16 protein-coding genes are annotated in these 17,162 nt (G+C 43.3%); 5 read left to right on the top strand and 11 right to left on the bottom strand.

Annotated elements, in window-relative coordinates; genetic code table 11:
- Together BN8908_RS06300 and BN8908_RS06295 are read right to left on the bottom strand one after the other, a co-directional pair.
- A complete protein-coding gene (locus BN8908_RS06300) occupies window positions 1-516 on the bottom strand; it encodes a hypothetical protein (protein ID WP_068689731.1) in 516 nt (171 codons plus the stop codon).
- Window positions 497-1,048: an RNA polymerase sigma factor gene (locus tag BN8908_RS06295; protein WP_021988974.1), complete on the bottom strand. Its 552-nt coding sequence runs from the start codon at window positions 1,046-1,048 to the stop codon at window positions 497-499. The genes BN8908_RS06300 and BN8908_RS06295 overlap by 20 nt, the downstream gene beginning before the upstream one ends.
- Window positions 1,049-1,243: 195 nt before the next feature.
- On the opposite strand from BN8908_RS06295, the gene BN8908_RS06290 reads away from it, so the two are divergent.
- On the top strand, window positions 1,244-2,110 hold the full coding sequence (locus BN8908_RS06290) for a hypothetical protein (RefSeq protein WP_068689729.1): 867 nt from the start codon (window positions 1,244-1,246) through the stop codon (window positions 2,108-2,110).
- Between the two features lie 35 nt (window positions 2,111-2,145).
- Window positions 2,146-3,864 (top strand): hypothetical protein, encoded by a 1,719-nt coding sequence (locus tag BN8908_RS06285; protein WP_068689727.1) that lies wholly within the window; start codon window positions 2,146-2,148, stop codon window positions 3,862-3,864.
- Window positions 3,865-3,952: 88 nt separating this feature from the next.
- Here BN8908_RS06285 and tpiA read toward each other — a convergent pair whose 3' ends face one another.
- Genes tpiA through BN8908_RS06270 form a run of 3 tightly spaced genes read right to left on the bottom strand, consistent with a single transcriptional unit; the run spans window position 3,953 to window position 6,611 of the window.
- On the bottom strand, window positions 3,953-4,720 hold the full coding sequence (gene tpiA / locus BN8908_RS06280; RefSeq protein WP_068689725.1) for a triose-phosphate isomerase: 768 nt from the start codon (window positions 4,718-4,720) through the stop codon (window positions 3,953-3,955).
- Window positions 4,721-4,778: 58 nt separating this feature from the next.
- Complete coding sequence (locus BN8908_RS06275; RefSeq protein ID WP_068689723.1) at window positions 4,779-6,026, bottom strand: BT_3928 family protein; 1,248 nt, start codon at window positions 6,024-6,026, stop codon at window positions 4,779-4,781.
- Between the two features lie 42 nt (window positions 6,027-6,068).
- A complete protein-coding gene (locus BN8908_RS06270) occupies window positions 6,069-6,611 on the bottom strand; it encodes a DUF1599 domain-containing protein (RefSeq protein ID WP_021988969.1) in 543 nt (180 codons plus the stop codon).
- 111 nt (window positions 6,612-6,722) lie between these two features.
- Between BN8908_RS06270 and folP the strand changes: the two genes are divergently transcribed.
- On the top strand, window positions 6,723-7,568 hold the full coding sequence (gene folP, locus BN8908_RS06265) for a dihydropteroate synthase (protein WP_068689721.1): 846 nt from the start codon (window positions 6,723-6,725) through the stop codon (window positions 7,566-7,568).
- A gap of 15 nt (window positions 7,569-7,583) precedes the next feature.
- Here the strand turns inward: folP and BN8908_RS06260 are convergent, their stop codons facing one another.
- The 4 genes from BN8908_RS06260 to BN8908_RS06245 all read right to left on the bottom strand — a co-directional run bounded on the left by BN8908_RS06260 (window position 7,584) and on the right by BN8908_RS06245 (window position 12,732).
- Window positions 7,584-8,126 (bottom strand): RNA methyltransferase, encoded by a 543-nt coding sequence (locus BN8908_RS06260; protein ID WP_068689719.1) that lies wholly within the window; start codon window positions 8,124-8,126, stop codon window positions 7,584-7,586.
- 64 nt (window positions 8,127-8,190) lie between these two features.
- Window positions 8,191-9,516 (bottom strand): tRNA (N6-isopentenyl adenosine(37)-C2)-methylthiotransferase MiaB, encoded by a 1,326-nt coding sequence (miaB, locus tag BN8908_RS06255; protein ID WP_068689718.1) that lies wholly within the window; start codon window positions 9,514-9,516, stop codon window positions 8,191-8,193.
- A gap of 232 nt (window positions 9,517-9,748) precedes the next feature.
- Window positions 9,749-11,254, bottom strand: a complete 1,506-nt coding sequence (locus tag BN8908_RS06250) for an OmpP1/FadL family transporter (protein WP_068689716.1) — start codon at window positions 11,252-11,254, stop codon at window positions 9,749-9,751.
- 38 nt (window positions 11,255-11,292) lie between these two features.
- Window positions 11,293-12,732 (bottom strand): hypothetical protein, encoded by a 1,440-nt coding sequence (locus BN8908_RS06245; protein ID WP_068689714.1) that lies wholly within the window; start codon window positions 12,730-12,732, stop codon window positions 11,293-11,295.
- Between the two features lie 202 nt (window positions 12,733-12,934).
- Here BN8908_RS06245 and proS point away from each other — a divergent pair, with 202 nt between their 5' ends.
- On the top strand, window positions 12,935-14,410 hold the full coding sequence (gene proS / locus BN8908_RS06240; protein ID WP_068689709.1) for a proline--tRNA ligase: 1,476 nt from the start codon (window positions 12,935-12,937) through the stop codon (window positions 14,408-14,410).
- A 136-nt stretch (window positions 14,411-14,546) separates the two neighbouring features.
- Window positions 14,547-15,620, top strand: coding sequence for an A/G-specific adenine glycosylase (mutY, locus tag BN8908_RS06235; protein ID WP_068689707.1), 1,074 nt, complete (start codon window positions 14,547-14,549; stop codon window positions 15,618-15,620).
- 10 nt (window positions 15,621-15,630) lie between these two features.
- Here the strand turns inward: mutY and BN8908_RS06230 are convergent, their stop codons facing one another.
- Together BN8908_RS06230 and BN8908_RS06225 are read right to left on the bottom strand one after the other, a co-directional pair.
- Window positions 15,631-16,086 (bottom strand): C-GCAxxG-C-C family protein, encoded by a 456-nt coding sequence (locus BN8908_RS06230; protein WP_068689705.1) that lies wholly within the window; start codon window positions 16,084-16,086, stop codon window positions 15,631-15,633.
- A gap of 101 nt (window positions 16,087-16,187) precedes the next feature.
- Window positions 16,188-17,159 carry an alpha/beta hydrolase gene (locus BN8908_RS06225; protein WP_068689703.1) on the bottom strand — a complete coding sequence of 324 codons (972 nt, stop codon included), beginning with the start codon at window positions 17,157-17,159 and terminating at the stop codon, window positions 16,188-16,190.
- Window positions 17,160-17,162 lie beyond the last annotated feature (3 nt).

Raw genomic sequence — 17,162 nt, 5'->3', positions numbered from 1 at the left:
TTATAATTTATGTTGTTGATTATTTGGAATATCCTCTAAAATGGCGCGTATGCGTTGCAGGGATTCCATTTCTGCGTTGTAGCGGAGTACGATTAATGCAATATGATCTTCTTCAGACATCCTGGGCAAAGATGCACCCCATTTCTGGAATTTAATTTGCATGTCCTCAATATTGTCCCGCACTTCCCGTTGAGACTGAAGGTCCGTGATATGATCGGTTTCTTCTCTCACTTTGCCGATTTCATCCTGCAATTGCCGGTTGTAATAGGCTGTAACTTCCTGTATCGATTCCGGATAAGACATCGCTTGCCGGGGACGGGAATATTGGAACATGAGGATAAGTGCAATGGCTGCAGCGGCGCTTGTCGTTATTATCCATCTGCGCCAGTGTGTGTGTTTCTTTTTTTCGTGGCGTTCGAGACGCTGTTCGAAACGTTCGAAGTGTCCCATAGGCGGAAGTGCATTGTCAAGCATTCCTGCCTGTTTTCTGATTTGTTCATCCAATGAATTGCTCATGGGGATAATGTTCTTTTATAAGTTGAACTAATTTTTGCTTGGCCCGGATATATTGTGAACGGACAGTGGAAGGTGAAATCTGGAGTTGTACCGCAATGTCTGCGTAATCCAGGTTTTCTATCAGATGCAGATTCAGGATCATCCGGTAACCTTGCGGTAAAAGCTGCATCATTTTATGGATGGCTTCCAGTTGCATTTCGATGTGTTCCTCTTCTTCCGGTTCGTCAGTGTATTCCACTCCTTCGTTTAATTCTATAAAACGAATTTTGCGTTTTCGACAGATGTCTATCGACCGATTGATGGCAATACGTTTGAGGATACGTTTCATACTATCGGCATCTCCCGTGTACTCGTCAATTTTGTCGAGCACCTTTAAAAAGGTTTCCTGCATAACCTCTTCCGATTCCTGGGGATTACCCAGTATACGGAAGCAACAATTGTATACGCTTTTATAAAATAGCATATAAAATTCGAGTTGGGCCCGTCTGTCACCTTTTTGGCATTGTCGTCGTATGATGTTGTAATCGCTCATTTTACTGCTTTCTGACTATATGACGTATAAGATATGAATTTGCTGCATGAAAATAACAGAAAAATGATATTAATAAGAATAAGAAAGTAATAATCTATTGAAAATTAATTTGATTGATTAGAAAATATAGGAATAAATTTTGTTAATATATCTTTTTTATTTACTATTGTAAACATATGTTTATGATTTTGATATATGAAATATTTAAGGTATAGCATTTTTGTCCTATTTTTTTCTTTGTTTATTCAGGCTTGTGATAACGATAAAGAAAAATTTGAACCGCCTCCAGTACAACCTCATTTCAGTGTGAAGGATAGCCTGGCCCTGGTTGATATCTATGAGCAAGGTGATGGAAAAAATTGGTTTGTTCGTTGGGATTTGACGAATGTTTATACCTGGGGTGGAGTGGGTGCCTATCTGGATTCGGTTGAAATGGAGTGGCGTGTGATTTATTTGGATATTCCCTGGGGAACTCAGAATGGAATGCTATCGCCAAAGGTTGGTGATTTGTCGGAATTGCGACGATTAACTCTGAGTGGACATGGATTTTACGGCATGATTCCTGCTGAAATAGGGAAGTTAAGTAAACTGGAATCATTACAGATTTATTCTACTGATATGGAGGGGGTTATTCCTAAAGAAATATTTGGATTACCTTATTTGTACGAACTCCGGATTGCGGATAATCTTAATCTGATACTTCCTGATGAAGTTTCCAATTATTCACCGGAATATTTTGGCGTGTGTCAGTTGATTAATAATAATTTCGGAGGGAAAGTCCCTTCGGGTATAAAGGTACAGATGAATCTGAGTGAAAATAATTATACGGAAGTACCTTTTGAATATTATACGGATACCTCTAAACCCTATTTAAATCTTAGTTATAACAAAATATCGGGTGTTATCCCTGATTATGTGTTGAATGATTCGGTAGCGATGTGTCGTTTGGTTTTGATGGCTTATCCGCAACAAAAAGGGTATGGATATACAAATATTCCGGAGAAATATATAAAAAAATATTATGGATACACGGGTATCCCCGGGGAACATTCCGGAAAATAAGAAGACAATCAGTTTTTTATAAATTAAAAATAGTCATGAAGTATTTCCGCATTTTATTATTATTTGTTTTTTATATTGGTTTATCATCCTGTCAGGAAGAAAGAATAAGTGAAAGTATAGAGAGTGAGAATGATTTTGAAGATGCAGAATATATGAAAGGGAATGTTTATCCTCTATCATTGGCTTATCGGAATTGGAAATTAAAAGCCAGAAGTGAATCAGTATTCGAATCTGATTGGGAAAATTGTTCGGCTATTACCTTAGGTTCCGGAGCTTCTGTAAAATTACCATGGAATAGTATTTCTGATAGTAATGTGCCTTACGATATTGCTATAGATATTCGGAAAAAAGATGGCTGGCAGCTTGTGTTTCACACATTAGTCCCCTCAGAAGGCGCAAGTCCGGACAGAAATTATATGATATTTCATAATTTGCGAACAGGTATTTTGAAAGTATATTACTATAAGGAAAATGATGTTAGTAATAATACTTGTATTTGGTTTTTGCTTTTTCAATATCCTCAGCAATGGATGAATTGTGTAAATGAGTTGTGCCACCCTCTATCTTTTGGACAGTGTAATGTGATTGAAACTTCGACGTTTTCAACTTATTCGGACAAGGGAATACGTAAAGGATGGAATTGTTTTCAGGTACTGTTGACTTATGCTCCGAATGCTACTCAGGTTATGGATATAAATGCACAAACATTGAATGTAGGAGAGCTTGATTTATTTGGACAATATGAAGAAGCGTCTTCAGGAACACTTTTATCTTATTCATCCCGGAACCCATTGAGTAAATTTACGGGGGAAATAGCTAATATTTCGGGGAATTATGCTGCTAATTGGTTAAAAAAAGAGATTGATGAGGGAAAGATAAAAGAGAATTCTCTGCAAACCAGAGGATGGATTTCTTCTTTGGTAATTGGATCAGTAAAGTCCCTTGTTAAGGGGGGAATAAATAAGATATTGAATGCTTTTACAGGGAGGTTTTCTAAAACCGTGACGAATAGAATGGATATACAAATCAATACCCAGGGAAATAGTAGAACTACAGGTACGTTGTCGTTTGTGTCTCCGGCACCAATTTTAAGTCTTCGTACAGATTTTTCGCATGACCGTATAGGGGCATTAGGTGCATGGAATCTTGCGGCCCAGCCGATTGTTTATCTAAGTCCGATAGCTGATCATCAACCTAGTTCTTATGACAATTTATATCATCAATATTCATACAAATTCAGAGGAATTAAAGGATATAAATATGAACTTTTGTTTAATCTAGCTTTGGAATCTCATTTATTGAAATATTGGACGGAAATGGAAGTGGTACACTATAAAGGAAAAATACCACAGATACCCGTAGTATATACTGATTTCGGAGTTTTAGGAGGAAGTAGTTCTTTTTTAACGGGATATTTTAAGAACTTATTATATGAAAATAGTGCAGATAGTATAGCTATTTATGAAGATCATTTTGATCCGCATATATATACGACTTATGATATGTATCAGCAATACGGACGGCCTTTAAAAGCGGCTTTTATACCGAAAACAGAGACAATGGAAGGTACTTATCGATTTGATAAAAACCATTTTGTAAAGTTTACTCTTTTTATGGTGACAAATTTTGAAGGACAGATAGATACAACAGTGTCTACTCGTACTTTTGTTCCAAAGATTGAATGGGACCCGTATTTATACAATAAATATAAGGATATGGATGGGGAATGGATAGAGTATCAGGAAACGAGATAAGAAAATAATTTGAAAGGTATCGTAAAAATAAAGACTGGAAGTTCTTTATGATTAAAGCAGACTCCCAGTCTTTATTTTGTTTTGAAGTTTAGTGTTTTGAACGAGCGGAGATGATGGCGGAAAAATCTTCTGCTTTTAAGGAAGCGCCGCCGATTAAGCCGCCGTCTACATCCGGGTTGGCGAATAGTTCGTCGGCATTTTTAGCGTTGCAGCTTCCTCCGTAAAGAATGGAGGTATTGTCAGCAATGGCTTTACCGTATTGATCGGCAATAACTTTGCGGATAAAGGCGTGCATTTCCTGTGCCTGGTCGGAAGTGGCTGTTTTGCCGGTACCGATAGCCCATACCGGTTCGTAAGCGATGACAATGTTTCCGAATTCTTCAGCCGTCAGGTTGAATAAGCCGTTTACCAACTGGGATTTAACAACTTCAAAATGTTGGTTGGCTTCCCGCTCAGCCAGGACTTCTCCTACACAGAAAATAACTTCCAGTTTGTTTTCCAGGGCGCGGGCTACTTTTTTTACCAGGATAGCATCTGTTTCACCGTAATAGCTTCTTCTTTCCGAGTGTCCTAAAATAACATATTTACACCCGGTAGAGGCTACCATGGCTGCCGATACTTCACCGGTGTATGCGCCGGATGCTTCCGTGGCACAATTTTGTGCAGAGACAGAAACCAATGCCGGATCGACAGTTTTGTTCACTTCTGCCAGATGAATAAACGGAGTTCCGATGATTACCTGTACATTGGAGGCGTTCAGTGATTTTACTTTGGCATTTACTTCTTTTGCCAGTTCGATTCCTTCGGAAAGGGTTTTATTCATTTTCCAGTTACCTGCAACAATTTTTTTTCTCATGGTAGTATAATTTATTATTAAGTTTAGAATGATTTTTTCGTATAATCTGCTTTAAGACTTATTTTGCCAGTCTTTTGTATTTTTTTATCATGTAGAAGGCCAGCAGGAACATGTATAGTAAAGCCAGGGAATAAATCACATACCGATCGGTAATGTATTGTTGTTCCAGCAGGCAGAAAGATAAAGGATCTTTTCCTTTCAGTTCATCGGCATCCGGAATATCCCGGTGTCCCCATTTATCGATAATGGTTCCTTTTTTCAATAATACAAGGCCCGGATTGGAACGGGTCACGGTTTTTAATTGAATTTCATCTGTAGCGCAGAAGCTGTAGTTGACGTTGTATTTGTGAACAAAATCGGTGATTTCGTCGGCGTTGGAAGCTGTCAGGCCGTAAAAGCGGTAGCCGTTCTCACTGGCATAAGCTGCCAGCTTGTTGAGTTTATCCTGTGCTTCTGCCGAGGCTTTGCTCAATTTGTAAGAAACGACTAAGAACGTGTAGTCGTCATCGTTCAGCACTTCTTCTGTGATGTCTCCGTATTCGGGGTGTTCAATGACAAAATCGTGGATGGGGGCTTTATAGCCTTCCTTTAATAATTTTTGGCTGGAACTGTGAAATTCCCAATTCAATGTGTCTTGCCAGGGGAAGTTGCTTTCATCAAATTCCTTAATCTCTCCTGTATTTTTATTTTTGTATTTTAAGGTTGTGCTGTATTCGTCGTGAGGAGCTCCTTCCGGAATCGTCATACCTTCGGTGATGTTGGCTCCGACGGCATAGGGGCGGAAGTCCAGGATCGGCAGATGACGATAGCTGTACATTTCTATGCAAAACATAAATATAATACTTCCCGTCAGAATAACACTCTGTTCCAGGACGTTGAAAATGGATTTGAACCGATTGCGGTTGAAAAACACCAGCAATACCATAACCAATAGGATGATATTTTTAAAAAAGGTTTCCCAATTGGTCAAGACCAAGGCATCTCCGAAACAGCCGCAGTCTGTCACCGGATTTTTGATTGCGAGGATCAACGTCAGGGGAGTGAAGACTGCCATGAAAAGAAGGGCTCCCCAGGAGGCTAATTTTGTTTTGATATTTAAAAATAAGCAAATACCGATAATGAATTCTGCCATGGAAAGCAAGAAAGAAAAGAATAATGCGGAAAAATTCATCCAGCTCATTCCGAAAGCGTTGAAGTAGTCGGTGAATTTGTAATCGGATCCCAACGGATCTATCCCTTTTACAAAGCCGGAGAAAATAAACACTAGTCCGATAAGAATCCTGCAGATATTCAGTAAAAATTTCATTGTACTTTGGAGTTTATAAAAATATATAAATCGTTTCTGTTTTTATTGTTTGTTCTCGACACATAAGCGGATCAGGGCAAAGACGGCATAATTGACCATGTCGTAGTAATTGGCATCTATACCTTCCGATATCAGGGTATCGCCTTGATTGTCCTCGATTTGCTTGGTCCGTTTGATCTTCATCAGAATGAGATCGGTATAGGAACTGATACGCATACTTCGCCATGCTTCGTCGTAATCGTGATTTTTGTCTAACATCAGACGTTTGGCGCTTTGAAAATATTCATCGTATCGTGCGGTTATTTTTTCAGGAGGAGTATCTTCTCCCGGGCCGAGTTCCAACTGGATAAGTCCCATGATGGCATAATTGATGATGCCGATGAATTCCGGCACAATACCTTCATGTACTTTGCATACGCCTTTTTCTTCTATGCAACGTATGCGGTTGGCTTTGATAAATATCTGATCTGTAATTGATGTTGTGCGTAATATCCGCCAAGCTGTGCCGTAGTCGTGCATTTTTTTTGTAAAAATATCACGGCATATATTTATTACGCTGTCATATTCTTGTGAAGTATCCACCATAATTTTCGGTTTACATTATGAAATGTAAAAAACTCGTTGTTATTTTGAGGTGTAAAATTAATAAATAGAATTGATAATATTTCAATTTTCAATTTTCAATTTTTAGCAATCATGATAAAGTTTCCGGTAATAGAAAGGCAAGTGCTCGATTTATCCCGTCCCCGGGTGATGGGAATTTTGAATGTGACTCCCGATTCCTTTTACGATGGGGGTAAGTATCTTAGTGAAACGAAGGTCATTGAACGTATCCGGCAGATTGTGGAGGAGGGAGCGGATATCATTGATGTCGGAGCTTGTTCTACCCGTCCGGGGGCTGCCGGGGTTGACGAGAAAGAGGAAATGGCCCGGCTGGAACCGGCTGTCGAGCTGATCCGGAAATATTATCCGAATATGCTTGTTTCGATAGATACTTACCGGGCGAAAATAGCGGAAGAAATTAATACTTGCCTGGGCCCGGTCATTGTCAACGATATTTCCGGAGGAACGATGGACAGCCGGATGTTTGAAACGGTAGCCCGGATGAAAGTGCCTTATATTCTGATGCATATACAGGGCATTCCCCGGACAATGCAACGGAATCCGGTGTACGAAAATGTCGTGGAGGAGGTAAAGCTCTTTTTTAAGGAACGGATTACCCGTCTGAATGAGTTGGGATTCGATAACCTGATCCTGGATCCGGGGTTCGGATTTGGAAAAACGGCTGAACATAATTTCCAATTGATGGAAGCATTGGATACTTTTCAGGAATTGGGTTATCCGGTACTTTCCGGAATTTCCAGAAAGGGTATGATCTGGAAGACTTTGGACATTACGCCGGCGGAGGCATTAAACGGCACGACGGTGTTGAATACGGTGTCACTGATGAAAGGGGCTCAATTGTTGCGGGTACATGATGTAAAAGAAGCTGTAGAAGCTGTGAAACTGTTCAACTGTATACATCAGTTTGCCCGTTTCTGATCCGTGTTTTGAAGATCAGAAACGGTTTAGCCACGGACGGACGACCTGCCACAGTACGATGCCTACACTGACGGAAATGTTGAATGAATGTTTTGTCCCGAATTGGGGAATTTCGATGCAACCGGCAGAATGATCGATGACTTCCTGTTGTACCCCTTTCACTTCATTGCCGAAAACCAGTGCGTATTTTCCATCGGTGGGAAGTGTCACCTTTTCCAGTGACAGGCTGTTCTCGGCCTGTTCTACCGAGAACACTTTATAGCCGTCGGCCTCTAAACGATGGATGACAGGTAATGTATCTTTACTGTATTCCCATGCCACCGATTCTTCTGCTCCTAAAGCTGTTTTATGGATTTCCCGGTTGGGCGGGGTGGCTGTTATGCCGCAAAGGTATATTTTAGAGAGCCGGAACGCATCTGACGTCCGGAATACGGAACCGACATTATTCAGACTGCGGATATTGTCCAGAACGATAACGATGGGCAGTTTTTCTACCGACTTAAATTCTTCGGTGCTGATCCGGTGAAGTTCTTCGTTTTGTAATTTTCTGTTTTCCATCGATTGTAATGAATTTTAAATTATTGGGTAAACTGATTTGTTGACAGATTCATTCAATCAAAAATCAACCGACGGCTTCTCCTATTAAAGTCGCCGAAGTACAGTCTTTCACCTTTACCTGGATAAGATCGCCGGCTTTGGCTGTTTTGCAAGGGAATACGATCACTTTGTTCTGACTGCTGCGCCCGAACATTTCGTCCGGACTTTTTTTCGAAATCCCTTCTACCAGTACTTCGAACGTTTTTCCGATATCCCGGCGGTTACTTTCCAGAGACCAGCCTGTTTGCAGATCGATCAATTGCTGGAGGCGTCTCCCTTTGGTTTCTTCATCGACATTATCAGGTAAACGTTTGGAAGCCATTGTGCCAGGACGCTCGGAATATTTAAACATATAAGCCAGATCGAATCCGACTTGTTGCATCAGTTCCAGCGTCTGCTGAAAATCTGCTTCACTTTCGTTATGGAAACCGACAAATACGTCTGTCGAGATGCCGCATTCGGGGATGATACGGCGGATGGCGGCAATCCGGTCCAAATACCATTCACGGGTGTATTTCCGGTTCATGTCTTTGAGTACCGAATTACTTCCCGATTGTACGGGTAAGTGGATGGCTTTGCATATATTCGGGTAACGGGCGATGGTTTCCAGTGTGGCATCGCTCATATCTTTAGGGTGGGAGGTAGCAAACCGGATCCGCATTTGAGGCACGGTACGGGCTACCGTTTCCAGTAATGCCGGAAAATTTATGTCGGAGGTTTCGTCTTTGTAACGGTAGGAGTTGACGTTCTGTCCCAATAGGGTCACTTCTTTGAATCCGCGTCTCTGCAGGTCGATCACTTCCGCTACGATACTGTGCGGACTGCGGCTGCGCTCGCGTCCCCGCGTGTACGGTACGATGCAGTAGGTACAGAAGTTGTTGCATCCGCGCATGATGGATACAAAACCTGAAATCGTCGTTTCGTCGATACGGGAAGGGCAAATGTCTTTGTACGTTTCGGTTTCCGAAAGCTCGATGTTGATAGCCTTTTCTCCTTTGGCGGCCTTTTCAATCAATAAAGGCAGGTCCATGTAAGCGTCGGGTCCGACGACGATATTGACGTTTTTTTCCTGTTCGAATAGATTTTCTCCCAGACGTTCTGCCATACACCCCATAATTCCTACGAGTAGATGGGGATTTCTTTTGCGGATTTCAGAAAACCCTTGTACGCGTCCCCGTACCCGTTGCTCTGCATTTTCGCGGACAGAGCAGGTATTTACCAGAATGATATCCGCTTCGTTTTTATCTTTGGTGTGTTCAAAGCCTTTAGCTGTTAAAATGGCTGCGACAACTTCACTATCAGCGACATTCATTTGGCAGCCGTAGGTTTCGATATAGAATTTTTTACCCATAAAAAAATATTACTTTTGAAGGTACAAAAGTAATATTTTCAAAGGGATATCTTTTATAAAAAGCGTAAAGATTCGCAGACTTTTAAACAGCTAATTTATTTTTGATTTTAGATTTACGATTTTTGATTCTGTCACACTTGGATGAAAAATTACATATTTATGTATGGAATTTGAAATCTCTTTAATTGTTGACTTGGTGTGTTTAATCAAAAATCGTAAATCAAAAATTATTTTAGAATCTTACTCCCACCGTAATCCGTGCCTGGTGTTCGTGGTATTTGTTGGATACGGGCTCTGCCATTACCGTATGAATGAGGTTGTCGATCTGGGTTTCCGTGTAATAGAAGATGGTTTCGTCTTTTGCAAACCGGTAGCTGTATGCGGCGTCACAATAGAACTGACCGAAATTCAGACCGATACCGCCTGAAACCGTTTGGATTTTATCACCGCCCGGAATAGAATTTACAAAACTGTATTCTTTGCGTTTGTACGGACTTCCCATATAATTATAGCCGGCCCGCAAGCTGAATTGGCTGTTAAAACGGTATTCGGCTCCGACCCGGAAATTATGAGCTGCCGTATAGGTACTCTTGATTGCGGCGTTGGTTTCGTCGTAAAAACGGCTGTAGGGGCCTGCTGTGTATTTGGCCGAACCGTAATCCACATATTCGTAGTCTGCGCTGATGATCGCTTTTTGGTTCAATACCGTTGCAATACTTAAGATGGCCCGCCAGGGAGTTCTCATATCGAAATCGTATTTGTCGTAGTATCCCTGGGATTGGCTGATTTGTGATTCCCGCCCGGTATTCGGGTCTTCGGGAGTCCAGTAGTAAGCGTCAATATATGTTTCCCGGCGATAATTCATGTTATACCACGTGGGCGTATGAATAGCGGCACCGATACGGAGTTCCGGAATCGGACGGTAAATGGCTCCGAATTTCAGGTTGGTACCTACACCGTTGATCCGGACATTTTCAAAGAAGTCGTATGAATCAAAGCCGGACGGGGCATTTTCTTCACCGAGTTCAGTGTATTGGCTGCGGGTTTTGAAATAGGTCGTTTGCAAGCCGATAGTCATTCCCAAATACAGTTTGTCCTTGTAGTTCGTGCCGAAAGAAAAAGCATACTCACCCTGATATCCGTCTTCTTTGAGCAATTTGTATTGATTGACTAATTCCCCTTCTCCGACGGCCGGAGAATAGTACAATTGGTCATTCGGATTGATCAGGAATGTTTCATACGCCTGTCCCAGTGTAAACGGATTCAGATCTTTCGGCTGGATATTGTCCGCCTGTAGAGCATAGGCATTGAGCTGGGAAGTTGAGGAATTGAGTACGGCGATATCCATCTGGCGGTTGTAGTTGCTCAAATTGGTATAATTGATACCGAAATTAAAACCCCGCCAATTGAAGTCGGGCGTATACAGAGAGAAAACTGCCCCCAGCGTTCCCATCTGGAAAGAAGTCTTATTGGCTGTACGGTTTCCCGATTTGATATCGTTGAAATTCAGTAAGGGGGTAAAGGCTGCCTCCGATTTCCGGAAAACACCGATTCCGGCAGGATTGGTACTTAAAGTCGAGAGGTCGCCTCCCAAGGCTCCGAATGCACCTCCCATGGCAGCCGAACGGGCCGTCCCTGTGGTTGTAAATCTGGAGAAACGCAGGATTTCTTCATAATTTTGGGCCGATGCTATGGTTCCCATAGTCAACAGTGCCGAAAGAATATATAATTTTTTCATTGGGTTCAGTTTTTAGTATAAAACGAAGTTTTTGCATTTTATCTTCTTCCGCCTGTTCGGGTAGAGCTACCACCGGAGCGGGTGGTTCCGGACGACCGTGTTGTACCTGTGGAACGCGACGGAGAATAACTGCTTCCGCCCGACCTTGTGTTGTTGTACGAAGGCCGTGTCGTATTGTTTCTGTTGTAATTATACGAATTGCTTCCCGATCGTGTTGCCGGACGGGTATAACGGTTTGACTGACCGGATGTAGACGGCCGTGTCGTTGCTGGCCGTGTTGTCGTACCGGGTCTTACGCTGGTTCCCGGCCGGGTCATTCCCGGTCGCGTTGTGGTTCCCGGTCGTGTGCTTGTTCCTGGTCGTGTTGTTGTACCCGGTCGGGTTGTCGTTCCCGGTCTTACGCTGGTACCTGGCCGCGTTGTCGTACCCGGACGGGTCGTGGTTCCCGGCCTTGTCGTTACTCCCGGTCGCGTTGTCGTACCCGGCCTTACGTTGGTGCCGGGGCGGGTGCCATAACCCGGTCGCGTATTGTTTCCCGGTCGCGTAGCATAGCCCGGACGGGTGCCGATTCCCGGACGCAGGTTGTTATCCGGTCGTACAGGTGCGGGTCTGTTATGAGAGGGGGGGTAATGTCCGCCGCCCCAGATAGGCGGATAAGGATAGTGGTGATGCCAATGCGGATAATATCCACCCGGATACCAGGGATCGTACCAGCCGCCCCATCCGTACCAACCGTTATACCAGGGTCTGTACCAGGGATCGTACCATCCGTTGTTCCAACCGAATCCGAAACTCCAACCCGGATTTCCCCAACCCAGATTGAAACTCCAGTTGAATTGTCTGTCAAAAACAAAACTGTCATAACCCGGTTGATTCCAGGCAATCGTCCAGATGTATTTGGGGTAGGATCCGAAAAGGAAGGTCGAATAAAGTTCTATATTTGAAGAGGACGGAAACCACCAGTAACGGTTGTTGTCTGTATAAACATTCCAGTCCGGACTTACGGAAAGACTGAGAGCGATGTCTGTACCGTTGGCAATATAGCCGAATCCTTGGGGATATTGGGCTATAATCCGGGCTGCCTCACGCAAATCCGACTCACTGCCTTTAAAGCCACCGATCCAGTAACCGGTATTTTCATAGATCGTTTCGTTGATATCATTCGCAGATGACAATTGTGATTCTGCCTGATAAGCCAGATCTGCCGTATTGACTTGTTCTACGGTACCTTTGCGGCGGTTGATGACGGATGCCGTACTGCCTGTCCAATCTGATTCCGGTTGAGTGTAAGATGTCGTACCGGCTGATTTTGTCATGTCGATATGCTGTCCCGTTTCGGTTTCTACTTCCTTAACGATAAGCGGTTTTGCTCCAGGTACATAGTAGATGTCGTCTTCCATACTGCTGCTAAGGCTGCGGCTCGAATAGCAGGAGGTAAGGAGAAACACTGAAGCTATAATATATACTATCGATTTCATAAGATAATGATTTACTTGTTTATTAAATTACTATCAAAAAGTATACCATAAATTTTGGAATTCCGGGGTTATATACTGTATTTAACATGATTCCTCCGTTGTGTGGTATCTTTATCTGTTTACGGAATAAAAATACTCTTTTTCGGGTTATATATCTTAGTTTTTTGCTTAAATTTGCGACGTTTTACCAAAAAATAAGAAGATGGCCAAGTTTTTAACATCAAGAAGTGAAGATTATTCTCAATGGTATAATGAGTTGGTAACCAAGGCAGGATTGGCGGAACCGGCAGCCGTAAGAGGTTGTATGGTGATCAAACCGTACGGATATGCCATTTGGGAAAAGATGCAACGTCAATTGGATCAAATGTTTAAGGACACCGGACACGTAAATGCTTATTTTCCCTTATTGATACCGAAATCTTTCTTTTCAAAAGAAGCTGACCATGTTGAAGGATTTGCGAAAGAATGTGCTGTTGTGACCCATTATCGTTTGAAGAATGATCCCAACGGCAACGGAGTTATCGTCGATCCGGAGGCTAAACTGGAAGAAGAGTATATTATCCGTCCCACATCCGAGACGATTATATGGAATACATATAAAAACTGGATACAATCTTACCGGGATCTTCCGATATTGTGTAATCAGTGGGCGAATGTTATGCGTTGGGAAATGCGTACCCGTATGTTTCTGCGTACGGCTGAATTTCTTTGGCAGGAGGGACATACTGCTCACGCCACTAAGGATGAAGCGGTAGCTGAGGCCAACCAGATGGTGCGCGTATATGCCGAGTTTGCAGAAAAATGGATGGCTGTCCCTGTAATTATGGGTTCCAAGAGTGAAAGTGAGCGGTTTGCCGGAGCTTTGGATACATACACGATAGAAGCTTTAATGCAGGACGGTAAAGCATTGCAGGCAGGTACATCTCATTTCCTGGGACAGAATTTTGCCAAAGCTTTCGACGTGATGTTTACCAATCAGGCAGGTGAACGGGATTATGTATGGGCGACTTCCTGGGGGGTTTCAACGCGTCTGATGGGAGCTTTGATCATGGCACATTCCGATGACAACGGATTGGTATTGCCTCCGAAGTTGGCTCCTTTGCAGGTCGTGATTGTGCCGATATATAAAAATCCGGAAGGACTTCAACAGATTCGTGATAAGGTAAGCGGTGTCGTAGAAGCATTGAAGGCAAAAGGAATTACCGTAAAATTCGACGATCGTGATACCCAGAAACCGGGCTGGAAATTTGCTGATTACGAACTCAAGGGAGTACCGGTACGTTTGGCGATAGGAGAACGTGATCTGGCAAACGATACAGTTGAGGTGGCCCGTCGCGATACCCTTGCTAAAGAAACGGTACCGATGGCCGGAGTGGTAGAATATATCGGGAAATTACTTGAAGACATTCAGGAAAATATTTATAAAAAGGCTCTCGGTTTCAGAAACAATATGATCACAAAAGTGGATTCTTACGACGAATTCAGGCAACTGGTCGAAACGAAGGGTGGTTTCTTCCTGTGTCATTGGGATGGAACGGCGGAAACCGAAGAAAAGATCAAGACGGATACCAAAGCGACGATTCGTTGTATCCCGTTTGATAGTCCGGAAGAAGAGGGAAAATGTATGGTAACCGGTAAACCTTCGCATCGTCGGGTGCTGATAGCAAAAGCTTATTGACCGGGCTACCGGGATCAGGCTGCCCCAAAAGTCCGTATCGGGTAATTTTCAGGCGGGAGAATGTGCTGTCGGCAGACAGGGATGTTTCCCGTACCGGGAAATCGAAGGTCGGTTTTTGGGGTAGTTTTTGTAAAATATATTGGTTGTGGATAATAAATCGGGTTTTGGTAAGGTTTTGGTTGCGTGGTATGAGGAGAACCGCAGGGAATTACCGTGGCGGGATACGAATGACCCTTATCTGATATGGATATCCGAAATTATTTTACAGCAAACCCGGGTAGTGCAGGGCTTGGATTATTTCAATCGTTTTGCCGCCCGGTTCCCGGATGTCCGTTCACTGGCAGAGGCAAAGGAAGACGAGGTACTGAAGTATTGGCAGGGTTTGGGGTATTATAGTCGTGCCCGTAATTTACATGCTGCCGCCCGGGATATTATGCAACGTTTTTCCGGGTTGTTTCCTGTCCGTTATGAGGACGTTTTGTCATTGAAAGGGATCGGCGGGTATACGGCTGCCGCTATCTGTTCTTTTGCCTGGAATCAGCCTTATGCTGTTGTTGACGGAAATGTCTACCGGGTGTTATCGCGGGTATTCGGGATAGATATACCGATAGATAGTACGGAGGGAAAGAAGTTTTTTACCGCTTTGGCGCAGGAGTTGTTATTGGTTTCCTGTCCGGGAGTTTATAATCAGGCTATTATGGATTTCGGTGCTATCCAGTGTGTTCCCAAGTCTCCGGCCTGCCTGTTTTGCCCTTTGCGCGAAAAATGTGTGGCCTTTGTTCGGGGGGAAGTAGAAAATTTGCCCGTAAAAGCCGGAAAAACCCTTGTAAAGCCCCGTTATTTCAATTATTTTCACATCCATTACCGGGATAATGTCCTGTTGGTGCAACGACGTGCCAAAGATATATGGCAAAATCTGTATGAATATCCTTTAATTGAGACAGAGAAGGATATGGAGTGGCCTGAATTGATCCGGACAGAAGAATACCGGCATCTTTGGGAAGGGGCCGGAGAAATACACGTCGTACGCAGAGCGGGACCTTATAAACATGTCCTTTCTCATCGCATTATTTATGCCCGTTTTTATGAGATTCGGATAAACGTACTTTCTGCCGGTTTGACAAATTGTTTGCAGGTATCCGCCGATGATTTTGAAAAATATGCCGTTTCCCGTTTGATCAGTCTCTATCTGGAAGACAGGAACAGATGAAATTTTCTTTTTATTGTTGTTTTTCGAGATATTCGGCCCAGATACGGGCAGCTTCCTCTACCAATTTTATGCAAGGACGTTTGGTGTAATACCGGGAAGTCCGTGCTTCCGGCAGGGGATCTGTATGTGCAATTTCTTTCAATCCGAGTAGTTCACTGCAATTCAGTGCTCCGTTTCTTTTTTTGAATTCTTCAGCTAATTCCTGTACCAGACGATAGTTTGCCGCTTTACCTTCCCGGTCTGACGGATCGGCCGTACCCGTTTGTAATCCGGCTAAAATGAACATGCCGCAGGCAGCTCCGCAGGTTTGGCGCATACGGCCGATACCTCCTCCGAAGGAAGCCGACATTTTCAGGGCCTGTTCGGGTGTATATCCGTAGAGGTCGGCAAATGCCGCACATACCGATTGTGAGCAATTAAAGCCCTGCTTGAATAATCCGACAGCCTTTTGAATCCTTTCTTCCATGACGATGACATTTGTATGAATGGTAACAAATGTATTATAATTTTGCGGTATAGAGAAAAAGGACAATATTTTACTTTGTCCTTTTTCTGGTGAAATGATATTTATTTGCTTTTGATAAAATCGACGATTATTTTTTCCAGACTTTTATTGAGAGGGGCGTCGGGATTGTTGTATACTGCCGATATTTGAAAAACCTGGTCCTGAGAGTCACAGTCTTTCAATACATGTGTCATACCGGGAATGATGTATTTTTGTGCTTTCGGATAAGCATTGGCCAGTAATTCGACTTCTTCCGTAGGGCATTGCAGATCGTTGGTCCCTGATATGAGTAGTACCGGTATATGCAGTTGCCTGATGTCTTGCGCCGGATCGTATTTAAACCAGGAGATCAGATAGGGCTGGACAGACGGCCGGAACAATGTATAGAGCAGGGGAGAAACATGACCAACTGTATCTCCTTTTTCGAGTTTCTCCAGTATCGGATTGCACATATCCAGAATCTGTTGCGGTTGTTTGGCGAGTTGTTTGCGGAGAATCTGGGAAGCCGGTCTTCCGGCGCCTGCCAGAGAAATAACTTTGCCGATCTCCGGGTTACTGCCTGCCGCTAAAATACCGATTTGAGAGCCTTCGCTGTGTCCGGCAACGATGACTTGGTTGAAACGCTTGTCTTTTTTCAGGTAACTGACCCAATCGTTGACGTCGTTCACATAGTCTTCAAAGCGCAGGTTTTTTTCCTGCAATCCGGCATTGCTGCTTTTGGCAATTCCTCTTTTATCGAAACGTAATGAGGCGATGCCGTTGGTACGTAACATCTCCGCCAGCATTTTCAAAGCATTGTTTTTCATCATCGGGTTGTTGCCGTCCCGGTCGGTCGGCCCTGAGCCGGCAATAAGCAATACAACCGGACTGTTTGAGGTGTTTTCAGGTACCGATAATGTCCCGTACAGGTCTCCTGTTGCGGTTTTCATGACGACTTCCGACTCTTGTCCGTATGACGACTGCGACATCAGGCCCAATAGACATAGTGGCAGGCATAACGGTCCTACTAATAGATATAAAATAATCTTTTTCATAGT

The sequence above is a fragment of the Culturomica massiliensis genome (genome assembly GCF_900091655.1).
Lineage (GTDB): Bacteria > Bacteroidota > Bacteroidia > Bacteroidales > Marinifilaceae > Culturomica > Culturomica massiliensis.
This window is presented reverse-complemented; position numbering and strand designations above follow the sequence as displayed.

Excerpts from the sequence above, each read along its gene's own strand:
- BN8908_RS06230 (WP_068689705.1), bottom strand. The coding sequence starts at position 16,086 with ATGGAAGAAAGGATTCAAAAGGCTGTCGGATTATTCAAGCAGGGCTTT.
- BN8908_RS06245 (WP_068689714.1), bottom strand. The coding sequence starts at position 12,732 with ATGAAATCGATAGTATATATTATAGCTTCAGTGTTTCTCCTTACCTCC.
- BN8908_RS06285 (WP_068689727.1), top strand. The coding sequence starts at position 2,146 with ATGAAGTATTTCCGCATTTTATTATTATTTGTTTTTTATATTGGTTTA.
- tpiA (WP_068689725.1), bottom strand. The coding sequence starts at position 4,720 with ATGAGAAAAAAAATTGTTGCAGGTAACTGGAAAATGAATAAAACCCTT.
- BN8908_RS06250 (WP_068689716.1), bottom strand. The coding sequence starts at position 11,254 with ATGAAAAAATTATATATTCTTTCGGCACTGTTGACTATGGGAACCATA.
- BN8908_RS06300 (WP_068689731.1), bottom strand. The coding sequence starts at position 516 with ATGAGCAATTCATTGGATGAACAAATCAGAAAACAGGCAGGAATGCTT.
- proS (WP_068689709.1), top strand. The coding sequence starts at position 12,935 with ATGGCCAAGTTTTTAACATCAAGAAGTGAAGATTATTCTCAATGGTAT.
- BN8908_RS06260 (WP_068689719.1), bottom strand. The coding sequence starts at position 8,126 with ATGGAAAACAGAAAATTACAAAACGAAGAACTTCACCGGATCAGCACC.
- folP (WP_068689721.1), top strand. The coding sequence starts at position 6,723 with ATGATAAAGTTTCCGGTAATAGAAAGGCAAGTGCTCGATTTATCCCGT.
- BN8908_RS06225 (WP_068689703.1), bottom strand. The coding sequence starts at position 17,159 with ATGAAAAAGATTATTTTATATCTATTAGTAGGACCGTTATGCCTGCCA.
- BN8908_RS06295 (WP_021988974.1), bottom strand. The coding sequence starts at position 1,048 with ATGAGCGATTACAACATCATACGACGACAATGCCAAAAAGGTGACAGA.
- BN8908_RS06270 (WP_021988969.1), bottom strand. The coding sequence starts at position 6,611 with ATGGTGGATACTTCACAAGAATATGACAGCGTAATAAATATATGCCGT.
- BN8908_RS06275 (WP_068689723.1), bottom strand. The coding sequence starts at position 6,026 with ATGAAATTTTTACTGAATATCTGCAGGATTCTTATCGGACTAGTGTTT.
- miaB (WP_068689718.1), bottom strand. The coding sequence starts at position 9,516 with ATGGGTAAAAAATTCTATATCGAAACCTACGGCTGCCAAATGAATGTC.
- BN8908_RS06290 (WP_068689729.1), top strand. The coding sequence starts at position 1,244 with ATGAAATATTTAAGGTATAGCATTTTTGTCCTATTTTTTTCTTTGTTT.